A 24,389-nucleotide genomic window follows, 5' to 3' on the forward strand; every position below is an offset into this window, starting at 1 on the left:
ACAAATATTCGGTATTATAAATCAAAATCTTCATCAGCGATATCAATATCAGAATCTGAACGATGATAGGTGAAGAAACTAATTCGTAAACGATCTAAATGTTCCAAATGATATCGATATTCTTCAATAGCTGCGATGATTTGCATAATATTAGCATAAGAATAATGTGTTTGATATGGATTATGGATCAATTCATTTTGAAAGGCATCCATTAAATCTTTCTTTTGAGGATTATCAACTTCATATTGAAATTGAGCCACATTATATTTTGCTTTTTTAGATAAACTTTTTAAAATTTGTTCATGAAAAGCAATAAGTGAATCCAATTCTAATTTAATCTGTAATAGTAATTGATTATTTAGTTGATGTAAATCATTTTGATAACGTGACATTCTATTTAATACTTCATATGCTAATCTAGTCGTTCTTACTACTTCTTTGAATAAAATTTTCTTTCGATATTGTGCGTGGATATGCTTTTTAAATAGTGGTCTTTCTTCGTGATAAAAATTATAAATCTGCTCTAATTTATTAATCCTAGTATTTAACTGATTGCCATCTTGTTTAATATTATGAAATTCGGATGTATCATTTAGTACGAGTTTAAACCATACAAATATATCAGATGAAATGTTAGCAGAATTATAATAGATTTTCGTTTCAAATTTAGGAGGCAAGAATAACAAGTTCACAATTGAAGAACTTAGTACACCAATCATGACTAGAACAAATCTAAAGAAAGCGGCAACATAGAAAGACCCTGTATGTTGTCCCATAATGATTAATGCAGTTACACTTGCTAAAGTAGCAACATGGGCTAAGTTAAATCTGAATAAAATTGCAATTAATAATATAACTGTGACACCCATGATAATGAAATTATCACTAAAGATCGTCACCATAGTGACAGCCAATAACGCACCAATGATGTTACCTATAGCTTGGTCTGAAACTGTTTTTATCGACTTATAGACACTGGGTTGCATAGCAACAACAGCACTGACGCCGGCTAATGATTTAAGACCAACATCATCAGGTAGTAAAGAAGCGATAGACATAGCTAATATAATTGCTATACCAGTTTTTAAAATCCGAGCTCCAAGTCTCAAAAAATAGCGCTCCTTTTATGATTTATTGAATATAATATTAAATTCGTATTCACTATTGTTATACACTGACTGACAATAAATTTCAAGTGAATATAACCATTATAGATGACTTTAAAATTACATTAACTATGGTCTTAAATTTAATAATGAGAATAGTTTAATTATAAGAAAGAAGGTAGCCAGTACTTAACATGAAATAAATGTACAATTTTATAAGTAGAAAAGGTAATTTATTTTCAATAAGATATAGTCTATTAAACCAGAATTAAATCATTTTAAATAAATAAAATCCAAGACAAAGATTATGTCTTGGATAAATTAACGGCATCCCCAAAGCAGGATTATAGGTAAAGACTCTTTTATCATAGCCGCTTGAATAACCAAAAATTATTTCATTTGACTAAACGCATAATCAGCTGCTTTAAGTGTTTGATCAATGTCTTCTTCAGTATGTTCTGTAGTTAAGAACCAAGCTTCGAATTTAGAAGGAGCTAAATTAATACCTTGATTTAACATTAATTTAAAGAATTTAGCAAATGCCTCACCATCAGAATTTTCTACTTGTTCGTAATGAGTAATCTTTTCATTAGTAAAGTACAATGTGAGAGAGCCATAAATACGATTAATTGTGGCAGTGATTTGATGTTTATCAATTAGTTGTAAAAGACCATCTTCTAATCGTTTACCTAGCTTATCTAATTTTTCATAGACACCGTCTTGTTCTAGAACTTCAAGTAATGCAATACCAGCTTTCATAGATAATGGGTTACCGGCCATAGTTCCTGCTTGATAGGCTGGTCCAAGTGGCGCTACATGTTCCATTATATCTTGACGGCCACCATAACCACCGATTGGTAAGCCGCCCCCAACAATTTTACCAAAAGCAGTTAAATCAGGTATAACACCAAGTAAATCTTGGGCAGCACCATAGTGAAATCTAAACGCTGTAATCACTTCATCATAAATGACTAAACTGTTATTTTCATGTGTAATACGATTAACTTCTTCTAAAAATCCTGGTTCGGGCATTACCATACCAAAGTTACCTACAATTGGCTCTACTAAAACGGCAGCAACGTCGTCACCCCAATGTTTAATTGCTTCTTTATATGATTCAATATCGTTAAATGGCACAGTAATTACTTCCTTAGCAACACTTTCTGGGACACCTGCAGAATCAGGAGAACCAAGTTGAGAAGGGCCACTACCAGCAGCAACTAGTACTAAATCAGAATGACCATGATATGAACCAGCAAATTTAATGATTTTATTTCGTTTAGTATAAGCGCGTGCAACTCTTATAGTAGTCATGACAGCTTCAGTACCAGAGTTTACGAATCTAATTTTTTCTAGAGAAGGAATAGCTTCTCGTAATTTCTTACTAAATTCAATTTCTAATTCAGTAGGCGTTCCATATAGTACACCTTTGGCTGCTTGTTCTTGAATAGCTTTCGTAATATGAGGATGTGCGTGACCCGTAATGATAGGGCCATATGCTTGTAAATAATCTATAAATTTATTGCCATCTACATCATATAAATAAGCGCCTTTACCTTCCTTCATTACTACAGGTGCGCCACCACCAACTGCTTTATAAGAACGTGATGGAGAATTTACACCACCTAAAATATATTCATTTGATAATTCCTGAAGTCGTTCACTTTCAGTAAAGTTCATACTATCAACCTCTTTTAATTTAATATTGTCGCTTATTATCGTATCATAAAATTAACTTAATGAAGAAACAGGTGATTAAATGTTAAAAAAAGGTGATCAATTTCCAGAATTTTCACTAGAAAATCAAAATGGAGAACTTATTACTAATGAAACGATTAAAGGGCAAGTGACAATATTATATTTCTATCCTAGAGATAATACGCCAACTTGTACTACAGAAGCTTGTGATTTTCGAGATAATATTGAAATGTTTAATGATTTGAATGTCAATATCTATGGAGTAAGTGGGGATTCTAAGAAAAAACATCAAAATTTTATAGAGAAACATGAGCTTAACTTTGATTTACTCGTAGACCAAGACTATCAGCTTTCAAATGAAGTTGGTGTATATCAATTAAAAAAATCATTTGGTAAAGAAAGTATGGGTATAGTTCGAACAACGTTTGTTATAGATGAGCAAGGCATAGTTAAAGATGTTATTAAAAAAGTTAAAGTTAAGACCCATATTGAAGAGCTAAAAAACATTTTGGAGTGATATAGATGAAAGTAGTTAGTCTGTTCAGATTAGGAGAGTTAGAAGATAAATTAAAAGAGACATTTCCACAGGTGGAGTTTAAATTTATTAAAAAAGCTAAAAATATACCAAATGAAGACAGACAATCACTAGATATCTTAATTGGATATGATGGAAGTCTAGATGAAACATTTTTAGAGGACTGCCCTAATCTTAAATGGATTGCTTGGTATGCTACTGGTGTTAATTCATTACCATTAAACTATATTAATAAACGAAATATTAAATTAACCAATAGTAGAGGTGTACAGGCAAAACAACTTTCTGAATTCATCATTGCTTTTATATTAGATGATTATAAGAAAATGAAAACATCATTTATTAATCAACAAAATAGGATATATGATTCGAAAATGACTGGCAGAAGGTTAAATGGTGATTGTATATTATTTTTAGGCACAGGAGCAATCGCACAACGAACAGCAAAGTTAGCGAAAGCTTTTGATATGAAGGTAATAGGTGTAAGTAAATCAGGTGAACATAAAGAATGGTTTGATGAGGTACAAACAATTGATAATCTAAGTGACTTATTAGGAAAAGGAGACATAGTAATCAATAGTTTACCGGAAACAGACGAAACGATTCATTTAATCAAATACAAAGACTTTGAGAATATGAAAGAAAGTGCAATGTTTATTAATGTTGGTAGAGGTACTGTAGTTGAGGAAGATACACTGATAAAAGCATTAAGTAATAATGAAATAAGACATGCCTACTTAGATGTATTTGAAAAAGAGCCATTAACATCAGATAACGCATTATATGATCTAGACAACGTAACTATAACAGCACATATTACAGGCAATGATCATGGTATTAATCATGACGTTACAGAAATATTCATCAAAAACTTAAAACATTTTCTCAATTATGGAAATCTAATTGAGAATGAAGTAGACCCAGTAAAAAGATATTAATGAAAATACAACTGTTTTATTGACATTAGTAAATTGTAACAGTTATATTAGTATTAAGTAATAATCATTATTAACTAGAAAGATGGTGAAAAAAATGAGCGCGGAATTAGAATCAATAGAACATGAACTTGAAGAATCAATTGCGTCTTTAAGAAAAGCTGGTATACGTATAACGCCACAAAGACAAGCAATTTTGAAATTCATGATTTCTTCAAAAACACATCCTAGTGCCGACGAAATTTATCAAGCACTTTCACCAGATTTTCCTAATATAAGTGTTGCGACAATATATAATAATTTAAGAGTATTCAAAGATATTGGCATTGTAAAAGAGCTCACATACGGTGATGCATCAAGTCGATTTGATTTCAATACTCACAATCATTACCATATTATTTGTGAAAAATGCGGTAAAATAGTTGACTTCCATTATCCACAGTTAGACGAAGTGGAACAGCTAGCACAACATGTTACTGAATTTGACGTAACACATCATCGAATGGAAATTTATGGAATTTGTAAAGAATGCAAAGATAAAGAAGAATAGGCATCATTTACTCATCAAGATAAAAGTTAACAATAAACAAAACCATGTTTGATTCAATAATTGTCAAACATGGTTTATTTTTTTAGTATGGAGTAATGTGATCAACTTAATCATATGAACACCTTTATATCCTATTCAAAGAATAGTAACTATTAATTAAGAATAGCGAAGTTATATCAGAGACAACAGAAAGGGTAGATGAATGATAAATCCGAAGACGCGGATTACACTTTATAAACTATTGTTCACTTAATATAAAAATTAACTATACTTTGAGTAAATTTATACAAATTAAATAGTTGAAATACGTTGACGTAAAAATGATTACTTGGTATTATATAAAAGTCGTCAAAACGATATTAACTATTTGAAAAGATTTCATTAACTTTTTAAAGCAAATGTTGATAAAGTGTAATTTTGACTATTGAACTTTCAATTCAAACATTATATTATAGATTTTGTTGAGTCATTAATAACATATTTCTTAAAAAAGAATTTAAATTTATTGTTGACTTCATTAAACAAACGCGATATAATAAGATATTGTAAGCGAAAAACGAACATTGAAAACTGAATGACAATATGTCAACGTTAATTCCAATAATGTAACGAAAGTTGCAACAATTAATTTAGTTTTATGAGCTAATCAAACATCATAATTTTTTATGGAGAGTTTGATCCTGGCTCAGGATGAACGCTGGCGGCGTGCCTAATACATGCAAGTCGAGCGAACAGATAAGGAGCTTGCTCCTTTGACGTTAGCGGCGGACGGGTGAGTAACACGTGGATAACCTACCTATAAGACTGGGATAACTTCGGGAAACCGGAGCTAATACCGGATAACATATTGAACCGCATGGTTCAATAGTGAAAGGCGGCTTTGCTGTCACTTATAGATGGATCCGCGCCGTATTAGCTAGTTGGTAAGGTAACGGCTTACCAAGGCAACGATACGTAGCCGACCTGAGAGGGTGATCGGCCACACTGGAACTGAGACACGGTCCAGACTCCTACGGGAGGCAGCAGTAGGGAATCTTCCGCAATGGGCGAAAGCCTGACGGAGCAACGCCGCGTGAGTGATGAAGGTCTTCGGATCGTAAAACTCTGTTATCAGGGAAGAACAAATGTGTAAGTAACTGTGCACATCTTGATGGTACCTGATCAGAAAGCCACGGCTAACTACGTGCCAGCAGCCGCGGTAATACGTAGGTGGCAAGCGTTATCCGGAATTATTGGGCGTAAAGCGCGCGTAGGCGGTTTTTTAAGTCTGATGTGAAAGCCCACGGCTCAACCGTGGAGGGTCATTGGAAACTGGAAAACTTGAGTGCAGAAGAGGAAAGTGGAATTCCATGTGTAGCGGTGAAATGCGCAGAGATATGGAGGAACACCAGTGGCGAAGGCGACTTTCTGGTCTGTAACTGACGCTGATGTGCGAAAGCGTGGGGATCAAACAGGATTAGATACCCTGGTAGTCCACGCCGTAAACGATGAGTGCTAAGTGTTAGGGGGTTTCCGCCCCTTAGTGCTGCAGCTAACGCATTAAGCACTCCGCCTGGGGAGTACGACCGCAAGGTTGAAACTCAAAGGAATTGACGGGGACCCGCACAAGCGGTGGAGCATGTGGTTTAATTCGAAGCAACGCGAAGAACCTTACCAAATCTTGACATCCTTTGACTGCTCTAGAGATAGAGTTTTCCCCTTCGGGGGACAAAGTGACAGGTGGTGCATGGTTGTCGTCAGCTCGTGTCGTGAGATGTTGGGTTAAGTCCCGCAACGAGCGCAACCCTTAAGCTTAGTTGCCATCATTAAGTTGGGCACTCTAAGTTGACTGCCGGTGACAAACCGGAGGAAGGTGGGGATGACGTCAAATCATCATGCCCCTTATGATTTGGGCTACACACGTGCTACAATGGACAATACAAAGGGCAGCTAAACCGCGAGGTCAAGCAAATCCCATAAAGTTGTTCTCAGTTCGGATTGTAGTCTGCAACTCGACTACATGAAGCTGGAATCGCTAGTAATCGTAGATCAGCATGCTACGGTGAATACGTTCCCGGGTCTTGTACACACCGCCCGTCACACCACGAGAGTTTGTAACACCCGAAGCCGGTGGAGTAACCATTTATGGAGCTAGCCGTCGAAGGTGGGACAAATGATTGGGGTGAAGTCGTAACAAGGTAGCCGTATCGGAAGGTGCGGCTGGATCACCTCCTTTCTAAGGATATATTCGGAACATCTTCGTAGAAGATGAGGAATAATATTGACATATTGTATTCAGTTTTGATTGTTTGTTTTACAAATAATTAATGGGCCTATAGCTCAGCTGGTTAGAGCGCACGCCTGATAAGCGTGAGGTCGGTGGTTCGAGTCCACTTAGGCCCACCATTAATTAATATTCGTATGGGGGCTTAGCTCAGCTGGGAGAGCGCCTGCTTTGCACGCAGGAGGTCAGCGGTTCGATCCCGCTAGTCTCCACCATTATATTTGTACATTGAAAACTAGATAAGTAAGTAAAATAGATTTTACCAAGCAAAACCGAGTGAATTAGAGTTTTAAAGCTTGAATTCATAAGAAATAATCGCTAGTGTTCGAAAGAACACTCACAAGATTAATAACGCGTTTCCTGTAGGATGGAAACATAGATTAAGTTATTAAGGGCGCACGGTGGATGCCTTGGCACTAGAAGCCGATGAAGGACGTTACTAACGACGATATGCTTTGGGGAGCTGTAAGTAAGCGTTGATCCAGAGATTTCCGAATGGGGAAACCCAGCATGAGTTATGTCATGTTATCGATATGTGAATACATAGCATATCAGAAGGCAGACCCGGAGAACTGAAACATCTTAGTACCCGGAGGAAGAGAAAGAAAAATCGATTCCCTGAGTAGCGGCGAGCGAAACGGGAAGAGCCCAAACCAACAAGCTTGCTTGTTGGGGTTGTAGGACACTCTATACGGAGTTACAAAAGTATATATTAGACGAATCATCTGGAAAGTTGAATCAAAGAAGGTAATAATCCTGTAGTCGAAAATATATACTCTCTTGAGTGGATCCTGAGTACGACGGAGCACGTGAAATTCCGTCGGAATCTGGGAGGACCATCTCCTAAGGCTAAATACTCTCTAGTGACCGATAGTGAACCAGTACCGTGAGGGAAAGGTGAAAAGTACCCCGGAAGGGGAGTGAAAGAGAACTTGAAACCGTGTGCTTACAAGTAGTCAGAGCCCGTTAATGGGTGATGGCGTGCCTTTTGTAGAATGAACCGGCGAGTTACGATTTGATGCAAGGTTAAGCAGCTAATGTGGAGCCGTAGCGAAAGCGAGTCTGAATAGGGCGTTTAGTATTTGGTCGTAGACCCGAAACCAGGTGATCTACCCTTGGTCAGGTTGAAGTTCAGGTAACACTGAATGGAGGACCGAACCGACTTACGTTGAAAAGTGAGCGGATGAACTGAGGGTAGCGGAGAAATTCCAATCGAACTTGGAGATAGCTGGTTCTCTCCGAAATAGCTTTAGGGCTAGCCTCAAGTGATGATTATTGGAGGTAGAGCACTGTTTGGACGAGGGGCCCTTCTCGGGTTACCGAATTCAGACAAACTCCGAATGCCAATCAATTTAACTTGGGAGTCAGAACATGGGTGATAAGGTCCGTGTTCGAAAGGGAAACAGCCCAGACCACCAGCTAAGGTCCCAAAATATATGTTAAGTGGAAAAGGATGTGGCGTTGCCCAGACAACTAGGATGTTGGCTTAGAAGCAGCCATCATTTAAAGAGTGCGTAATAGCTCACTAGTCGAGTGACACTGCGCCGAAAATGTACCGGGGCTAAACATATTACCGAAGCTGTGGATTGTCCGTAGGACAATGGTAGGAGAGCGTTCTAAGGGCGTCGAAGCATGATCGCAAGGACATGTGGAGCGCTTAGAAGTGAGAATGCCGGTGTGAGTAGCGAAAGACGGGTGAGAATCCCGTCCACCGATTGACTAAGGTTTCCAGAGGAAGGCTCGTCCGCTCTGGGTTAGTCGGGTCCTAAGCTGAGGCCGACAGGCGTAGGCGATGGATAACAGGTTGATATTCCTGTACCACCTAGTATCGTTTTAATCGATGGGGGACGCAGTAGGATAGGCGAAGCGTGCTATTGGATTGCACGTCCAAGCAGTAAGACTGAGTGTTAGGCAAATCCGGCACTCATAAGGTCAAGCTGTGATGGGGAGAGGAAATTGTTTCCTCGAGTCGTTGATTTCACACTGCCAAGAAAAGCCTCTAGATAGATAACAGGTGCCCGTACCGCAAACCGACACAGGTAGTCAAGATGAGAATTCTAAGGTGAGCGAGCGAACTCTCGTTAAGGAACTCGGCAAAATGACCCCGTAACTTCGGGAGAAGGGGTGCTCTTTAGGGTTAACGCCCAGAAGAGCCGCAGTGAATAGGCCCAAGCGACTGTTTATCAAAAACACAGGTCTCTGCTAAACCGTAAGGTGATGTATAGGGGCTGACGCCTGCCCGGTGCTGGAAGGTTAAGAGGAGTAGTTAGCTTCTGCGAAGCTACGAATCGAAGCCCCAGTAAACGGCGGCCGTAACTATAACGGTCCTAAGGTAGCGAAATTCCTTGTCGGGTAAGTTCCGACCCGCACGAAAGGCGTAACGATTTGGGCACTGTCTCAACGAGAGACTCGGTGAAATCATAGTACCTGTGAAGATGCAGGTTACCCGCGACAGGACGGAAAGACCCCGTGGAGCTTTACTGTAGCCTGATATTGAAATTCGGCACAGCTTGTACAGGATAGGTAGGAGCCTTTGAAACGTGAGCGCTAGCTTACGTGGAGGCATTGGTGGGATACTACCCTAGCTGTGTTGGCTTTCTAACCCGCACCACTTATCGTGGTGGGAGACAGTGTCAGGTGGGCAGTTTGACTGGGGCGGTCGCCTCCTAAAAGGTAACGGAGGCGCTCAAAGGTTCCCTCAGAATGGTTGGAAATCATTCATAGAGTGTAAAGGCATAAGGGAGCTTGACTGCGAGACTTACAAGTCGAGCAGGGTCGAAAGACGGACTTAGTGATCCGGTGGTTCCGCATGGAAGGGCCATCGCTCAACGGATAAAAGCTACCCCGGGGATAACAGGCTTATCTCCCCCAAGAGTTCACATCGACGGGGAGGTTTGGCACCTCGATGTCGGCTCATCGCATCCTGGGGCTGTAGTCGGTCCCAAGGGTTGGGCTGTTCGCCCATTAAAGCGGTACGCGAGCTGGGTTCAGAACGTCGTGAGACAGTTCGGTCCCTATCCGTCGTGGGCGTAGGAAATTTGAGAGGAGCTGTCCTTAGTACGAGAGGACCGGGATGGACATACCTCTGGTGTACCAGTTGTCGTGCCAACGGCATAGCTGGGTAGCTATGTATGGACGGGATAAGTGCTGAAAGCATCTAAGCATGAAGCCCCCCTCAAGATGAGATTTCCCAACTTCGGTTATAAGATCCCTCAAAGATGATGAGGTTAATAGGTTCGAGGTGGAAGCGTGGTGACACGTGGAGCTGACGAATACTAATCGATCGAAGACTTAATCAAAATTTATGTTTTGCGACGCAAAATCATTTTACTTACTATCTAGTTTTGAATGTATAATACATTCCATTTGTCTGGTGACAATGGCAAGGAGGTCACACCTGTTCCCATGCCGAACACAGAAGTTAAGCTCCTTAGCGCCGATGGTAGTCGGACTAACGTTCCGCTAGAGTAGGACGTTGCCAGGCAAATATATTGGAGAATTAGCTCAGCTGGGAGAGCATCTGCCTTACAAGCAGAGGGTCGGCGGTTCGAACCCGTCATTCTCCACCATTTATAGCCGGCCTAGCTCAATTGGTAGAGCAACTGACTTGTAATCAGTAGGTTGGGGGTTCAAGTCCTCTGGCCGGCACCATCTTTAGAGCCATTAGCTCAGTTGGTAGAGCATCTGACTTTTAATCAGAGGGTCAGAGGTTCGAATCCTCTATGGCTCACCATTTTAATAGCGGGTGTGGCGGAATTGGCAGACGCACTAGACTTAGGATCTAGCGCCTTACGGCGTGGGGGTTCGACTCCCTTCACCCGCATATGCAGAAGTAGTTCAGCGGTAGAATACAACCTTGCCAAGGTTGGGGTCGCGGGTTCGAATCCCGTCTTCTGCTCCATTATAAGTGCCGGGGTGGCGGAACTGGCAGACGCACAGGACTTAAAATCCTGCGGTGAGAGATCACCGTACCGGTTCGATTCCGGTCCTCGGCACCATCTTATTATAAATATGCGCCCGTAGCTCAATTGGATAGAGCGTTTGACTACGGATCAAGAGGTTATGGGTTCGACTCCTATCGGGCGCGCTTATTCTACGGGAAGTAGCTCAGCTTGGTAGAGCACTTGGTTTGGGACCAAGGGGTCGTAGGTTCGAATCCTGTCTTCCCGATAGCAACAATTATTAAATATGGGGGCTTAGCTCAGCTGGGAGAGCGCCTGCTTTGCACGCAGGAGGTCAGCGGTTCGATCCCGCTAGTCTCCACCATATTAAATTTACAAACTAGATAACGGCGGTGTAGCTCAGCTGGCTAGAGCGTACGGTTCATACCCGTGAGGTCGGGGGTTCGATCCCCTCCACCGCCACTACTATTAGTTGTAAGATTATATTTAGGACCTTTAGCTCAGTTGGTTAGAGCTAACGGCTCATAACCGTTCGGTCGCAGGTTCGAGTCCTGCAAGGTCCATATAATTTTGGAGGAATACCCAAGTCCGGCTGAAGGGATCGGTCTTGAAAACCGACAGGGCCTTAACGGGCCGCGGGGGTTCGAATCCCTCTTCCTCCGTTTTATATTTGGTCTCGTAGTGTAGCGGTTAACACGCCTGCCTGTCACGCAGGAGATCGCGGGTTCGATTCCCGTCGAGACCGCCATTTTAATTTAATAGCAATTTACCTATAATCATGGAGGAATACCCAAGTCCGGCTGAAGGGATCGGTCTTGAAAACCGACAGGGCCTTAACGGGCCGCGGGGGTTCGAATCCCTCTTCCTCCGTTTTTATTATTTATTATTACCGCGGGATGGAGCAGTTCGGTAGCTCGTCGGGCTCATAACCCGAAGGTCGGTGGTTCAAATCCGCCTCCCGCAATACATATTTGGTCTCGTAGTGTAGCGGTTAACACGCCTGCCTGTCACGCAGGAGATCGCGGGTTCGATTCCCGTCGAGACCGCCATTACATTTTATTATGGTTCAGTAGCTCAGTTGGTAGAGCAATGGATTGAAGCTCCATGTGTCGGCAGTTCGACTCTGTCCTGAACCATTTCACAAGCCGGCCTAGCTCAATTGGTAGAGCAACTGACTTGTAATCAGTAGGTTGGGGGTTCAAGTCCTCTGGCCGGCACCATCTCTTGGAGGGGTAGCGAAGTGGCTAAACGCGGCGGACTGTAAATCCGCTCCTTCGGGTTCGGCAGTTCGAATCTGCCCCCCTCCACCATCTAAATAGGGGCATAGTTCAACGGTAGAATAGAGGTCTCCAAAACCTTTGATGTGGGTTCGATTCCTACTGCCCCTGCCATGGCGGTTGTGGCGAAGTGGTTAACGCATCGGATTGTGGTTCCGACATTCGAGGGTTCGATTCCCTTCAACCGCCCTTATTATTAATGGGCTATAGCCAAGCGGTAAGGCAACGGACTTTGACTCCGTCACGCGCTGGTTCGAATCCAGCTAGCCCAGTTATTGGCGGCATAGCCAAGTGGTAAGGCAGAGGTCTGCAAAACCTTTATCACCGGTTCAAATCCGGTTGCCGCCTCCAGGTTTTTATTAAGCGGGAGTAGTTCAACTCTTAGAACACGTTCCTTCCCGGAACGAGGTATAGGTGCAAATCCTATCTTCCGCTCCAAATATTTATATTAAGCGGGAGTAGTTCAACTCTCAGAACACGTTCCTTCCCGGAACGAGGTATAGGTGTAAGTCCTATCTTCCGCTCCAAATTTTATATTAAGCGGGAGTAGTTCAACTTTTAGAACACGTTCCTTCCCGGAACGAGGTATAGGTGCAAATCCTATCTTCCGCTCCATTATTACTTCCAAGTGGAAGTTTTTTCTTTATATTGGGCCGGCGTGGCGGAATTGGCAGACGCGCGGGACTCAAAATCCCGTTCCTTTTTGGAGTGTCGGTTCGATCCCGACCGCCGGTATAAAATAGATAATGTCTAAGGAAAGTGGTATTTGTGTAAACACATTTACCACTTTTTTTATATCAACTAAATTTTATTACAGGTTTGAAGTTAGATTATCTGGATCATATTTTCATTTCTTTCTATTTAAAATATAATATATGATCATTTCATTATGCTTTGGAGGTGCATTATGAGTAAGAATAGTACAAAAATGGGTGGTAAAGTTTTCTTTAGTAATATTCTAAATGCTGTTGGAGCAGGGGTAGTTATTGCCTTATTACCCAATGCTTTATTAGGAGAATTACTTAAATTTTTTAAAGATGGTAATGAGCTCTTGGAAACTATCTTTCGTCTTGTCACAGTTATACAGTCTTTTATGGCTTTCATAGTGGGTGTTTTAGCAGCTCATCAGTTCAAATTTAATGGATCAGGTGCTGCTATTGTTGGTTCTTCAGCAATGTTAGGCTCAGGCGCAATTATATTTAATAATCAAGGTATTATGATTAAAGGCATAGGGGATATTATCAATATCATTTTAGTCGTGATGATTGCCTGTTTTTTATATTTATTATTCCAAGGAAAATTGGGCTCATTTGAAATGATTATTTTACCAGTTTTAATTCCTGTTGTGAGTGGAACTATTGGCCTTATGACTTTACCATATGTTCAAGTTGTAACACATACAATTGGTAAAGTGATTAATTCATTTACTGACCTTAATCCTTTAACGATGTCTATTTTATTAAGTGTGACTTTCTCTTTACTTATGGTTACACCAATTTCATTGGTAGCAATTGCTACTGCTATAGGTTTAACTGGATTAGGTAGTGGTGCGGCAAATATGGGTATTGTTGCTGCATGTGTTACATTTTTATTTGGATCTCTAAGAGTCAATTCTATTGGAGTCAATTTGGTATTACTTATTGGAGCAGCTAAAATGATGATACCGGTATATTTAAAACATTTAATTATAGCTATACCACTAATTATAAATGGTGCTATTGCTGGTATTATTGCTTACTTTATAGGCATCAAAGGAACTCCTTTATCTGCTGGATTTGGATATACAGGACTTGTTGGACCTATAAATGCTTTAAATCGTATGGCGGGAGACCAAATGACTAATATAATTATGTTAGTTGTGGGGTACTTTATTATTCCATTTATCAGTGCATTTGTCGTACATGAGTTATGTAAAAAGTTTATACATTCATATAATGACGAAATTTATAAATTTGAAATTCCTAAAGAATAAACGAATTCTCAGTGTAGCCGCTATGGCTGCACTTTTTTTGTTATATTTAAAAAATGATATTGCATATTAATGTAATAATTTGTATAATAATGAATATTATAAAGGAGGGTTGCTTTAATGAAATATTTTATTAAAGTATTTTTGGTATTTTTAATCATAGTAGGTTCAACATTAACAACGAAACAACCCAATATTAATGCTGAAGAGAAGGATACAAACTGGCAAAAAATTAAAGATAGTGGAGAACTTCGTGTTGGCTTATCAGCTGATTATGCACCGATGGAATTTGAAAAGAATGCAAATGGAAAAACTGAATATGCTGGTGTTGATATAGAGTTAGCTAAGAAGATAGCTAAAGATAATCATCTCAAACTGAAAATTATTAATATGCAATTTGATAGTTTACTAGGTGCGCTCAAAACTGGCAAAATTGATATTATTATTTCTGGAATGACAACGACACCTGAACGTGAAAAAGAGGTAAGCTTTACTAAACCATATATGATGACTAATAATATTATGTTAGTTAAGAAAAATGAAAAAAATCATTTAAAATCTATTAGCGATTTTAAAGATAAGAAAATAGCTGTTCAAAAAGGAACAGATCAAGAAAAAATAGCTAAGACTGAAATTGAAAATGCAGATGTTACTTCATTATATAAATTACCAGAAACTATTTTATCTGTGAAAAGTGGTAAAGCTGTAGGAGCAATTCTTGAAAAGCCTGTAGCAGAGGCATACATAAAACAAAACCCTGAACTTGCATTTTCAGATGTGAAATTTAATGAAGAAAAGAAACCAACTTGTATTGCAGTACCTAAAAATTCACCAATTTTATTAAAAAAATTAAATCAGACAATCAATGAAGTTAATGATAAAAATTTAATAGATCATTATATGACTAAAGCAGCAAATGATATGCAGGATGATGGTAATTTTTATACAAAATATAAAAGCTTTTTTATCAAAGGATTACAAAACACAATTTTAATTTCATTTGTTGGTGTAGTTTTTGGAGCAATTCTAGGAGCGTTTATAGCGCTAATGAAATTAAGTAAATTTAAACCATTATCATGGATTGCTTCTATTTATATAGAATTCTTAAGAGGTACACCATTATTAGTACAAGTTTTCATAGTATTTTTTGGTACTACTGCAGCACTTGGACTAGATATTTCTGCTTTGATTTGCGGAACAATTGCATTAGTTATTAACTCATCAGCATATATTGCAGAGATATTTCGTGCGGGTATTAATTCCATCGATAAAGGACAAACAGAAGCTGGACGCAGTTTAGGTTTGAGTTACAATCAAACGATGAAATCAGTCGTTATGCCACAGGCTATTAAGAATATTTTACCAGCACTAGGTAATGAATTTGTTACTTTAATTAAAGAATCATCTATAGTATCAACAATAGGTGTTGGAGAAATTATGTTTAATGCACAAGTGGTTCAAGGTATTTCATTTGATCCTTTTACACCATTATTGGTCGCAGCAGGAATGTACTTTATTCTAACCTTTGCATTATCACGCATCATGAATTTTATAGAAGGGAGAATGAAAGCCAGTGATTAAAATTCAAAATTTAAATAAAAAATTTGGTAACAATGAAGTATTAAAAGATATTAATTTAGATATTAATAAAGGTGAAGTCGTAGCTATCATTGGTCCATCGGGTAGTGGAAAAAGCACGTTATTAAGATGTATGAATTTATTAGAAACGCCTACAAAAGGACATGTTATATTTGAAGGTAACGATTTAACAAAAAAAGGTGTTCATTTAGAACAATTACGACAAAAAATGGGCATGGTGTTTCAAAACTTTAATTTATTTCCTCATAAAAAGGTTAAGGAAAATATTATGTTAGCGCCTAAATTGTTAAAAAAGAATGATCATTCAACTCTTAATGAGCAAGCGATTGAATTACTAGATAAGGTAGGATTAAAAGATAAAGCAGACGTTTATCCTAATCAACTTTCTGGTGGACAAAAGCAGAGAGTTGCGATAGCAAGAGCATTAGCTATGCAACCAGATGTTATTTTATTTGACGAACCAACATCTGCACTTGACCCTGAAGTAGTTGGGGACGTTTTGAAGGTTATGAAGGATTTAGCTAAAGAGGGAATGACAATGGTGGTCGTTACACATGAAATGGGCTTCGCAAAAGATGTCAGTGATAAAGTAATATTTATGGCAGATGGCGTTGTTGTTGAATCAGGTACACCACAGGAAATATTTGAAAAACCACAACATGAAAGAACTAAAAATTTCTTATCTAGAGTATTATAAGTGTAAAACAATTCAAAATTTAATTGTGAATGCCTGAGAGATGACAATTTCTCAGGCATTCATTTTTGTTATGTCTACACTCAACTGCTAACGATACGACAAGACAAACGTTATAAAAATAAAACGATTAAATCGAATAAAAATAAATGATGGATTAAAGTCTATGTCTTATATACTTTTAATCAATAATCATACATCACTATTTATTCATATGTTAAAATAACAAGAGTATATTTTTATAATGTGGGGGCAAAATCTTGGACGTAAAGCAGTTAAAAAAAGATATCATTGATTACGCACATACAATTGGTATTGACAGTATTGGTTTTACGACTGCCGATCCATTTGATGAATTGAAACAAAAGTTAGAAGATTATCACTCAAAAGGATATGCTTCAGGATTTGAAGAATCTGATATTGCATTAAGAACTGAACCTAAATTAAGCTTACCGACAGCGAGATCTATTATTGCTATAGCAGTTGGATATCCCAATAAACTTAAAGGGGCACCTAAAAGTGTACGTGGTGATAGACGCGGTATGTTTGCACGTGCTTCATGGGGCCAAGATTATCATACAATAATGAGAAAACGATTGGATCAATTGGCAACATATATCCAATCAATTGTACCTGATGTTGAAATTAAATCGATGGTGGACACTGGAGTATTATCAGATAGAGCTGTAGCGGAACGTGCAGGACTAGGATTTGCAGGACGAAATGGTTTTATTATTAATCCTGATTTAGGTACATGGACATATCTAGGTGAAATGCTCGTAAGTATACCGTTTGAACCAGATGATCCTATTTTAGATAGTTGTGGAGATTGTACAATTTGTGTTGATAGATGTCCTACAGGTGCTTTAGTAGGCAATGGCCAATTAAATAGTCAAAAATGTATTAGCTTTTTAACTCAAACTAAAGGTTATTTAGATGATGAGTACAGATATAAAATTGGCAATCGATTATATGGTTGTGACACATGCCAACAAGTTTGTCCTAAAAATAAAGGAATCAATACAGAACATGACGATATTATATTAGAACCTGAAATTTTGAAGCCTAGATTAGTTCCATTATTGCAAATGAGTAATAAAGAATTTAAAAATACTTATGGTCATTTAGCGGGTGCATGGAGAGGTAAAAAACCTATACAACGAAATGCGATATTAGCGTTAGCTCATTTTAATGAAATAAGTGCTATACCTGAGTTAAAAGAAGTTGCATTACATGACCCTAGACCTATGATAAGAGGCACTGCATATTGGGCAATTGGTCAAATTGAAGGGGAAAATGCGCGTGAATTTATTCATACACATTATGAAAATGAAATTAAAGAAGTCCAAGTTGAAATGTTAAAAGGCTTGGAAATGAGGAGAGAAAAATAAATGACAAACCACATTGTATTATTTCAACCTGAAATCCCTGCAAATACTGGTAATATAGCTAGAACTTGTGCTGGTACCAATACACACTTACATTTGATTAAACCGCTTGGCTTTAGTACAGATGATAAGATGTTAAAAAGAGCAGGATTAGATTACTGGGAGCATGTTAATATTACATATCACGAAAATATAGAATCATTTTTTGAATCAACAGATGGTGAATATTATTTGTTAACAAAATTTGGTAAGCAAACATATAGTGATTTTGATTTTTCTGATACACAAAATAATCATTATTTTATTTTTGGTAGGGAAACAACTGGATTACCGGATTGGGTCAAAGACAAGTATCAAGACACTGCATTAAGAATCCCGATGAGTGATAAAATTCGTTCATTAAATCTCTCGAATACAGCAGCATTATTGATTTACGAAGCTTTAAGACAACAATCATTTCCGGGCTTATCTTAATAAAGATGATTGAAATTCAAAGTAAATGAACAATAAGTTGACTACATGTTATATTTAATGATAAGAAAATAGTATTCTATAATCATAGGTTAGTTTGAACGATAAATAATTAGGGTATAAATGAATTAATATTAACCATACTATTCTATGTAAAGCAAACCAAGAGGAGTGTATTTTAAAATGGCAATGAACTTTAAAGTATTTGAAGATAAGCAAAGAGTAGCTGAATATACAGCGGATATTTTGAGAAAACAATTTAATAACAACCCAATGACTATCGCAGGTGTTCATTTAACAAAAGATCATGCACCTGTATTAGATGAATTAAAAAAGAATGTTGATTTACATGCAGTTGACTTCAGTCAAATTAACATTTTAGATTATGATGAAAATCAATCATATTATGAAGCGTTAGGTGTACCACAAAGTCAAATTTATTCATTATCATACAATCAAGATGCTAATGACTTTATTTCAGATAAAATTAAAACCAAAGAAAATAAAGGTAAATTAGTATTACAAGTGGTTTCAATTGATGAAAGCGGTAATTTAGACGTAAGTGTTAGACAAGGTTTATTAGAAGCACGTGAAATCTTCTTAGTTGTTACTGGTAGTAATAAACGTGAAGTAGTTGAAAAATTATATAATGAAAATGGAAAATCTAATTTTGAACCAGCAGACTTAAAAGCGCACCGTATGGTTAACGTTATTTTAGATAAAGAAGCAGCAGCTGGATTACCTGAAGACGTAAAAGAATACTTCACAGCTCGCTTTGCATAACGAATAAGTGAGAAAGAGGTTATCTATATGACTCAAAATAAAGATTCTAGAACGAATTACCACGAAGAAGAAAATGCAATGGTAACTGATTTAGATGATTTAAAAGATTTAGGTAAAGAAATGGAACAAATTTCTGAAGAAAATGATGAAGATAAATTAAATCAATCTCATGATTCAGAAGTGCGTTCTGATTTAGATCAAGAATAAATATTAACTCTTGTAATAGTGAAAGTTCTATTGCAAGAGTATTTTTATGTATTAATCAAAGAACTTTTATATAATTAATTCAAATTGACGTCATCCATCAAATCCTGCATTATGGTATGATATTGAAGAATCATGTTTAAAAGGAGATTACATATGCTAGGGAAGTATTGGAAATATTTAATGATCGCAACTGTTATTGTAAGTTTAATTTCAATCAAGGCATTTCCATTAGCACTAGGCGCATTATACTTACCGGTTTTATTTAAAATAGTACAATTACAGTTAAATCTTTCGAATGGTTTAATTGATGAGGTCAGTGCGCAAACATTTATTAAAAGTAATCAATCTGGCATTATCATCAGTGTCATTTGTTGTTTGGCTATTACTGGTATTTTAATGTATACATTAGATGATTTCTATAATAGCTTAACAGGTATTTTAAGTATCTTAATTAAAGTAAGTCCATTTACAATTATAATTAGTGCGATTCTATATATTTTAACTGCAATTGCAACGGTTCAAGCAACAAAACAAAAATTTCAATAATTTACATTTTAACTCTAGTTTTTGTAGTGAATTGCTATTAGAAACTAGAGTTTTTGTATTTGAAAAATATATGTAAACGTTTTACTTCTAAATTGATATGACAAATTAAATAGTGATATACTAGGATTAACAATGATAATAAGGGGAGAAAAAAATGTCAGTACGTATTGAACATGATACATTTGGAGAAATTGAAGTACCTGCAGATAAATATTGGGGTGCTCAAACAGAAAGAAGTAAACGAAACTTCCCAGTAGGTAAAGAGAAAATGCCTATTGAAGTTGTATACGGATTTGCTCAACTTAAAAGAGGTGCTGCATTAGCTAACAACGAGTTAGGGAAATTAAGTGATGCTAAAAAAGATGCTATCGTCTATGCTTGTGATAAAATTCTAAATGGTGAATTAGACGAACATTTCCCATTAGTTGTTTGGCAAACAGGAAGCGGTACACAAAGTAATATGAATGTGAATGAAGTAGTTAGTTATGTAGCTAATGAATATTTAAAAGAACATCAAAGTGATGAATCAATCCATCCGAATGATGATGTAAATAAATCTCAAAGCTCTAACGACACATTTCCAACAGCGATGCACGTTGCACTATATCACGAAGTTGAAACTAAATTAGAACCAGCGTTAAAACATTTACGCCAAACTTTCAAACAAAAAGAAGATGAATTTGAATCTATTATTAAAATTGGTCGTACACATTTACAAGATGCGACACCAATTAAATTAGGACAAGAAATTAGTGGTTGGCGTTATATGTTAGATAGATGTGAAACATTATTAAATGAATCTAAAAAGCATATACTAAACTTAGCAATTGGTGGTACTGCCGTAGGTACAGGAATCAATGCACATCCAGAGTTTGGAGACAAAGTTGCGAAATTTATCTCTGAAAACACAGGTTATGCATTTGTATCATCAGAAAACAAATTCCATGCATTAACGGCACATGATGAAGTTGTTCAATTGCATGGTACATTAAAAGCACTAGCTGGCGATTTAATGAAAATTGCTAATGATGTAAGATGGTTAGCTTCAGGTCCAAGAGCAGGTTTAGCTGAAATTTCAATTCCTGAAAATGAACCAGGTTCTTCAATTATGCCAGGTAAAGTTAATCCAACACAATGTGAAATGTTAACAATGGTAGCAGTACAAGTGATGGGTAATGACACTGCAGTAGGTATCGCAAGTTCACAAGGCAACTTTGAATTAAATGTATTTAAACCGGTCATTTTACACAATACATTACAATCAATTTACTTATTAGCAGATGGTATGGAAACATTTAATAATAACTGTGCCGTAGGTATTGAACCTATTGAGGAAAATATTGATAATTACTTAAATCAATCATTAATGTTAGTGACTGCTTTAAATCCACATATTGGATATGAAAAAGCAGCCCAAATAGCTAAAAAAGCACATAAAGAGGGCTTAACACTTAAAGAATCAGCTATTCAATCAGGTTATGTTACTGAAGAACAATTTGAAGAATGGATTAAACCAGAAGATATGGTAGACCCGCACTAGTGCTAATATAATAATTAAAAGCTAGGAAGATTAAATTACATTAATCTTCCTAGCTTTTTTATGAAATATCATCATCTAAACTAACTGATATCCATTCTTTAGTTAATGGGTGTTCTAATTCGATTTTATAACTATGTAATTCTAATTGTCTTAATGTTGAATCTCCGTATAATGGATCTCCAATGACAGGGTGTCCGATTTCTGCTAGATGTACACGAATTTGGTGTGTGCGTCCAGTATCTAATTTAATTTCTAACTCGCATACATTTTCTTTAATCATATTTGAAGATAAAATATGTGTGATCGCACGTTGACCTGTATTAGATATACGTTTCTTATTTGGATGAAACTTATCTTTACCAATGGGTTTATCAATTGTTTGGGGTTTGATAGGTAATAAGGCTTTAACATGTGCTTTATAGATGCGGGTGATATCATTTTCTTCTAGCATTCTATCTAATATCTTTTTCATTAATGGATTTTTTGCCACAATTAATAAACCAACTGTTTCTTGGTCTAATCGATGTATAGTTTCTACATAATCACTATCAATAGTATAAATAAGATGATTCATTAAAGTATTACTTTCTTTTAAATCATTTGGATGTGTTTTGACACCTTTAGGTTTTAGCACAATCGCAAAATCATCGTTTTCATAGTAAACTTGTGCGTAACGATAACTTGGTAAGTAATTACTTTTTTCTTCTGGTGTAGGTATAAATACTTCATCACCGGAATTGACCTTATCAGATAAACGACTTGTTTCTTTATTAATAGTAATATCTTTAGACATATTTAATAAATGTAAGTCTTTTTTAGGTAACTTTAAATCTTGGAAAATCTCTCTCAATGTATATTGATCATAATTTTCAGGTATTGTAAATTTCATAAAATCCTCCTATAGTTACTCTTAATCATATCATAAAATGTATTATTGCAATATAAAATCAAGTTAAATAATACCCTTTGCATCACCGTCATGCGCCATAATGACGTTGAAATGTTTTTTTATATTACATGAAACGGTATAATAGAATAGATATTCAAATTATTTTTGGAGGTAATTATGGAAAAACCAACACGCATCGCTCTCCTTAAAGAAATTGCAGAATTTTTGAATGAAGAAACAGAAATATATAGTATGATGCAAGGTGCAATTCAATCTTTGATAGAAGGAAGTGACTTTACGACGGGTTGGATTTTCTTTATCGATGATTTTGGCCATCATGAATTAGTTTCCAGTGTGAACTTGCCAGGAGCACTATCTAAAAATCAATGTCACTATATGACTGATGGATCATGTTGGTGTGTACGTGCCTATCAAAATGAAAAACTGACGAAAGCGTCTAATATCATTAATTGCTCAAGAATTAATTTAGCCAATCGTGCGCATTATGAAGAAACAGACGATATTACGCACCATGCAACAGTGCCACTGAGATCTGGTGAAGAACAATTTGGTTTATTAAATGTTGCTACACCAAATAAAAGCCATTATAGTCAGGAAGATTTAGCACTATTAGAATCAGTGGCCTTTCAAATTGGTTCAGCTATCAAGCGTATAATGTTAACTGATAAAGAAAAAGAAAATGCTCGAATTAATGAAAGAAATCGGTTAGCTAGAGATTTACATGATTCGGTTAATCAAATGTTATTTTCATTAAAATTAACTGCACATGCTGCCTATGGTATTTCAAACGAAGAAATGTCAAAAAAAGCCTTTAAAACAATTGAGGAAACAAGTCAAAATGCGGTTAATGAAATGCGTGCACTCATTTGGCAATTAAAACCTGTTGGATTAGAGCAAGGAATGTTACACGCACTGAATCATTATAGTGAATTGTTACAGTTGAATTTAACTGTTCATGTGGATGGATTGATCGATGTTACCAATGTCATTGAAGAAAATGTTTATCGTATGGTTCAAGAATGTCTAAACAATGTAAGAAAGCATGCGAAAACAAAAGAAGTTACTTTAACTTTAAAACAGACAAATGAAAAACTTTATGTGATTGTTCAAGACGAGGGAAAAGGATTTGACAATACAAAGCAAATGTCTGATACATCGAATGGTTTAAAGCATTTACAACAACGTACAGATATTTTAAAAGGACGTCTACGTATCGATTCAAAGCCATTAAAAGGTACTCGTATTGAAATAGAAATACCATTGAACTAATTATTTAAAGGAGTATAACGATGAATAAAATCATATTAGTCGATGATCATCATATTGTAAGACAAGGCTTAGAATTTTTATTATCTACTGTAGAAGATATAGAGGTTGTACAAGGGTTTGCTGAAGGTAAACTATTTTTAGAATACCTAGAAAACAATGAACAGCCGGATATTGTGTTATTAGATTTAGTTATGCCAGATATGAATGGTATTGAAATAACTGAGTATTTGAAAAAGCATTATCCTAACATTAAAATTTTAGTGTTAACAAGTTATGTTGATGATGAACATGTCATTTCTGCCATAGAAAAAGGTGCTGATGGCTATGAAATGAAAGACGTCGAACCACAGAAACTTATTGAAACGATTCATAATGTACTTAATGGGAAGCGAATCATTCATCCAGATGCAAAACATGTTATAGACTCTATGAGTTCTAAACCGCATTTTACAAATAAATTATCTAAAAGAGAAACAGAAGTACTTAAAGAAATGGTAAAAGGCAAAACAAACAAAGAAATTGCTAATACATTATTTGTATCCGAAAAAACAATTAAAACACATGTCAGTCATATCTTTAGTAAATTGCAAGTGAGCGATCGTACACAAGCTGCAATTTATGCTATGGAAAATAAACTGATTTAATTAAAAAAGTTAATAGCAGTAAAAATTATGCTCAATTATTGATGGTTAAATAACTAAGTTTTTACAAATTATGTTAAAAATTTAAGTATTTTGATAATTTTGC

At 36.6% G+C, this 24,389-nt stretch carries 17 protein-coding genes, 29 tRNA genes and 3 rRNA genes; 46 read left to right on the forward strand and 3 right to left on the reverse strand.

Annotated elements, in window-relative coordinates:
- Positions 1–14: 14 nt before the first annotated feature.
- Entirely contained in the window at positions 15–1,109 is a 1,095-nt protein-coding gene (locus ssp1_RS04735) for an FUSC family protein (RefSeq protein ID WP_002452362.1), read from the reverse strand.
- Between the two features lie 387 nt (positions 1,110–1,496).
- Positions 1,497–2,786 (reverse strand): glutamate-1-semialdehyde 2,1-aminomutase, encoded by a 1,290-nt coding sequence (locus ssp1_RS04740; RefSeq protein WP_075778662.1) that lies wholly within the window; start codon positions 2,784–2,786, stop codon positions 1,497–1,499.
- Positions 2,787–2,865: 79 nt separating this feature from the next.
- Between ssp1_RS04740 and bcp the strand changes: the two genes are divergently transcribed.
- The 44 genes from bcp to fumC all read left to right on the forward strand — a co-directional run bounded on the left by bcp (position 2,866) and on the right by fumC (position 21,463).
- Positions 2,866–3,321 carry a thioredoxin-dependent thiol peroxidase gene (gene bcp / locus ssp1_RS04745; RefSeq protein ID WP_075778661.1) on the forward strand — a complete coding sequence of 152 codons (456 nt, stop codon included), beginning with the start codon at positions 2,866–2,868 and terminating at the stop codon, positions 3,319–3,321.
- Positions 3,322–3,326: 5 nt separating this feature from the next.
- Entirely contained in the window at positions 3,327–4,277 is a 951-nt protein-coding gene (locus ssp1_RS04750; protein WP_118828140.1) for a phosphoglycerate dehydrogenase, read from the forward strand.
- Positions 4,278–4,371: 94 nt separating this feature from the next.
- Positions 4,372–4,824, forward strand: coding sequence for a peroxide-responsive transcriptional repressor PerR (gene perR, locus ssp1_RS04755; protein WP_002452366.1), 453 nt, complete (start codon positions 4,372–4,374; stop codon positions 4,822–4,824).
- A gap of 662 nt (positions 4,825–5,486) precedes the next feature.
- Positions 5,487–7,039, forward strand: a 16S ribosomal RNA gene (locus ssp1_RS04760).
- 93 nt (positions 7,040–7,132) lie between these two features.
- Positions 7,133–7,209, forward strand: a tRNA-Ile gene (locus tag ssp1_RS04765).
- Positions 7,210–7,226: 17 nt separating this feature from the next.
- Positions 7,227–7,302: transfer RNA gene (locus tag ssp1_RS04770), tRNA-Ala, on the forward strand.
- A gap of 163 nt (positions 7,303–7,465) precedes the next feature.
- Positions 7,466–10,386, forward strand: a 23S ribosomal RNA gene (locus ssp1_RS04775).
- Positions 10,387–10,456: 70 nt separating this feature from the next.
- Positions 10,457–10,571, forward strand: a 5S ribosomal RNA gene (gene rrf, locus ssp1_RS04780).
- The 16S, 23S and 5S rRNA genes sit together here with 29 tRNA genes alongside, the layout of an rRNA operon.
- Before the next feature lie 9 nt (positions 10,572–10,580).
- Positions 10,581–10,656 (forward strand) — tRNA-Val (locus ssp1_RS04785).
- Between the two features lie 6 nt (positions 10,657–10,662).
- A tRNA-Thr gene (locus ssp1_RS04790) sits at positions 10,663–10,738 on the forward strand.
- 6 nt (positions 10,739–10,744) lie between these two features.
- Positions 10,745–10,820, forward strand: a tRNA-Lys gene (locus ssp1_RS04795).
- 8 nt (positions 10,821–10,828) lie between these two features.
- Positions 10,829–10,910: transfer RNA gene (locus tag ssp1_RS04800), tRNA-Leu, on the forward strand.
- 3 nt (positions 10,911–10,913) lie between these two features.
- Positions 10,914–10,988, forward strand: a tRNA-Gly gene (locus ssp1_RS04805).
- Positions 10,989–10,996: 8 nt separating this feature from the next.
- Positions 10,997–11,085, forward strand: a tRNA-Leu gene (locus ssp1_RS04810).
- 15 nt (positions 11,086–11,100) lie between these two features.
- Positions 11,101–11,174 (forward strand) — tRNA-Arg (locus ssp1_RS04815).
- 9 nt (positions 11,175–11,183) lie between these two features.
- A tRNA-Pro gene (locus tag ssp1_RS04820) sits at positions 11,184–11,257 on the forward strand.
- Between the two features lie 20 nt (positions 11,258–11,277).
- Positions 11,278–11,353 (forward strand) — tRNA-Ala (locus tag ssp1_RS04825).
- Positions 11,354–11,377: 24 nt separating this feature from the next.
- A tRNA-Met gene (locus tag ssp1_RS04830) sits at positions 11,378–11,451 on the forward strand.
- A gap of 27 nt (positions 11,452–11,478) precedes the next feature.
- Positions 11,479–11,552, forward strand: a tRNA-Ile gene (locus ssp1_RS04835).
- Positions 11,553–11,561: 9 nt separating this feature from the next.
- Positions 11,562–11,651, forward strand: a tRNA-Ser gene (locus ssp1_RS04840).
- Positions 11,652–11,661: 10 nt separating this feature from the next.
- Positions 11,662–11,737 (forward strand) — tRNA-Asp (locus ssp1_RS04845).
- Positions 11,738–11,769: 32 nt separating this feature from the next.
- Positions 11,770–11,859, forward strand: a tRNA-Ser gene (locus ssp1_RS04850).
- Positions 11,860–11,879: 20 nt separating this feature from the next.
- A tRNA-Met gene (locus tag ssp1_RS04855) sits at positions 11,880–11,953 on the forward strand.
- Between the two features lie 9 nt (positions 11,954–11,962).
- Positions 11,963–12,038 (forward strand) — tRNA-Asp (locus tag ssp1_RS04860).
- Between the two features lie 14 nt (positions 12,039–12,052).
- A tRNA-Phe gene (locus ssp1_RS04865) sits at positions 12,053–12,125 on the forward strand.
- Positions 12,126–12,133: 8 nt separating this feature from the next.
- Positions 12,134–12,209: transfer RNA gene (locus ssp1_RS04870), tRNA-Thr, on the forward strand.
- Positions 12,210–12,215: 6 nt separating this feature from the next.
- Positions 12,216–12,299: transfer RNA gene (locus ssp1_RS04875), tRNA-Tyr, on the forward strand.
- Positions 12,300–12,306: 7 nt separating this feature from the next.
- Positions 12,307–12,380, forward strand: a tRNA-Trp gene (locus ssp1_RS04880).
- 2 nt (positions 12,381–12,382) lie between these two features.
- A tRNA-His gene (locus tag ssp1_RS04885) sits at positions 12,383–12,455 on the forward strand.
- A gap of 11 nt (positions 12,456–12,466) precedes the next feature.
- Positions 12,467–12,538: transfer RNA gene (locus tag ssp1_RS04890), tRNA-Gln, on the forward strand.
- Between the two features lie 5 nt (positions 12,539–12,543).
- A tRNA-Cys gene (locus ssp1_RS04895) sits at positions 12,544–12,617 on the forward strand.
- 12 nt (positions 12,618–12,629) lie between these two features.
- Positions 12,630–12,704 (forward strand) — tRNA-Gly (locus tag ssp1_RS04900).
- Between the two features lie 14 nt (positions 12,705–12,718).
- A tRNA-Gly gene (locus ssp1_RS11905) sits at positions 12,719–12,793 on the forward strand.
- A 13-nt stretch (positions 12,794–12,806) separates the two neighbouring features.
- A tRNA-Gly gene (locus tag ssp1_RS04905) sits at positions 12,807–12,881 on the forward strand.
- A gap of 37 nt (positions 12,882–12,918) precedes the next feature.
- A tRNA-Leu gene (locus ssp1_RS04910) sits at positions 12,919–13,001 on the forward strand.
- A gap of 172 nt (positions 13,002–13,173) precedes the next feature.
- The gene (locus ssp1_RS04915; protein WP_075779010.1) at positions 13,174–14,238 is read left to right on the forward strand and encodes a PTS sugar transporter subunit IIC; all 1,065 of its coding nucleotides are present in this window, start codon (positions 13,174–13,176) and stop codon (positions 14,236–14,238) included.
- Positions 14,239–14,355: 117 nt separating this feature from the next.
- Positions 14,356–15,816, forward strand: a complete 1,461-nt coding sequence (locus tag ssp1_RS04920; RefSeq protein ID WP_075779011.1) for an ABC transporter substrate-binding protein/permease — start codon at positions 14,356–14,358, stop codon at positions 15,814–15,816.
- Positions 15,809–16,531: an amino acid ABC transporter ATP-binding protein gene (locus tag ssp1_RS04925; RefSeq protein WP_002452095.1), complete on the forward strand. Its 723-nt coding sequence runs from the start codon at positions 15,809–15,811 to the stop codon at positions 16,529–16,531. The genes ssp1_RS04920 and ssp1_RS04925 overlap by 8 nt, the downstream gene beginning before the upstream one ends.
- Positions 16,532–16,788: 257 nt before the next feature.
- Positions 16,789–17,919 (forward strand): tRNA epoxyqueuosine(34) reductase QueG, encoded by a 1,131-nt coding sequence (gene queG, locus ssp1_RS04930; protein ID WP_075779012.1) that lies wholly within the window; start codon positions 16,789–16,791, stop codon positions 17,917–17,919.
- On the forward strand, positions 17,920–18,390 hold the full coding sequence (gene trmL, locus ssp1_RS04935; RefSeq protein ID WP_002452097.1) for a tRNA (uridine(34)/cytosine(34)/5-carboxymethylaminomethyluridine(34)-2'-O)-methyltransferase TrmL: 471 nt from the start codon (positions 17,920–17,922) through the stop codon (positions 18,388–18,390).
- A 180-nt stretch (positions 18,391–18,570) separates the two neighbouring features.
- Complete coding sequence (locus tag ssp1_RS04940; protein ID WP_002452098.1) at positions 18,571–19,170, forward strand: 6-phosphogluconolactonase; 600 nt, start codon at positions 18,571–18,573, stop codon at positions 19,168–19,170.
- Between the two features lie 27 nt (positions 19,171–19,197).
- Positions 19,198–19,377, forward strand: a complete 180-nt coding sequence (locus ssp1_RS04945; RefSeq protein ID WP_049425065.1) for an SAS053 family DNA gyrase inhibitor — start codon at positions 19,198–19,200, stop codon at positions 19,375–19,377.
- A 153-nt stretch (positions 19,378–19,530) separates the two neighbouring features.
- Positions 19,531–19,923, forward strand: coding sequence for a hypothetical protein (locus tag ssp1_RS04950; protein WP_002452100.1), 393 nt, complete (start codon positions 19,531–19,533; stop codon positions 19,921–19,923).
- A gap of 154 nt (positions 19,924–20,077) precedes the next feature.
- Positions 20,078–21,463 carry a class II fumarate hydratase gene (fumC, locus tag ssp1_RS04955; protein WP_107533114.1) on the forward strand — a complete coding sequence of 462 codons (1,386 nt, stop codon included), beginning with the start codon at positions 20,078–20,080 and terminating at the stop codon, positions 21,461–21,463.
- 58 nt (positions 21,464–21,521) lie between these two features.
- On the opposite strand, the gene ssp1_RS04960 is transcribed toward fumC, so the two are convergent.
- Positions 21,522–22,352: an RluA family pseudouridine synthase gene (locus ssp1_RS04960; protein ID WP_118828141.1), complete on the reverse strand. Its 831-nt coding sequence runs from the start codon at positions 22,350–22,352 to the stop codon at positions 21,522–21,524.
- Between the two features lie 177 nt (positions 22,353–22,529).
- On the opposite strand from ssp1_RS04960, the gene ssp1_RS04965 reads away from it, so the two are divergent.
- The gene (locus ssp1_RS04965) at positions 22,530–23,642 is read left to right on the forward strand and encodes a GAF domain-containing sensor histidine kinase (protein WP_002452103.1); all 1,113 of its coding nucleotides are present in this window, start codon (positions 22,530–22,532) and stop codon (positions 23,640–23,642) included.
- Between the two features lie 20 nt (positions 23,643–23,662).
- Positions 23,663–24,286 carry a response regulator gene (locus tag ssp1_RS04970; RefSeq protein ID WP_002452104.1) on the forward strand — a complete coding sequence of 208 codons (624 nt, stop codon included), beginning with the start codon at positions 23,663–23,665 and terminating at the stop codon, positions 24,284–24,286.
- Positions 24,287–24,389 lie beyond the last annotated feature (103 nt).

The sequence above is a fragment of the Staphylococcus sp. M0911 genome (genome assembly GCF_003491325.1).
In the GTDB taxonomy this organism is placed as follows: Bacteria; Bacillota; Bacilli; order Staphylococcales; family Staphylococcaceae; genus Staphylococcus; species Staphylococcus warneri_A.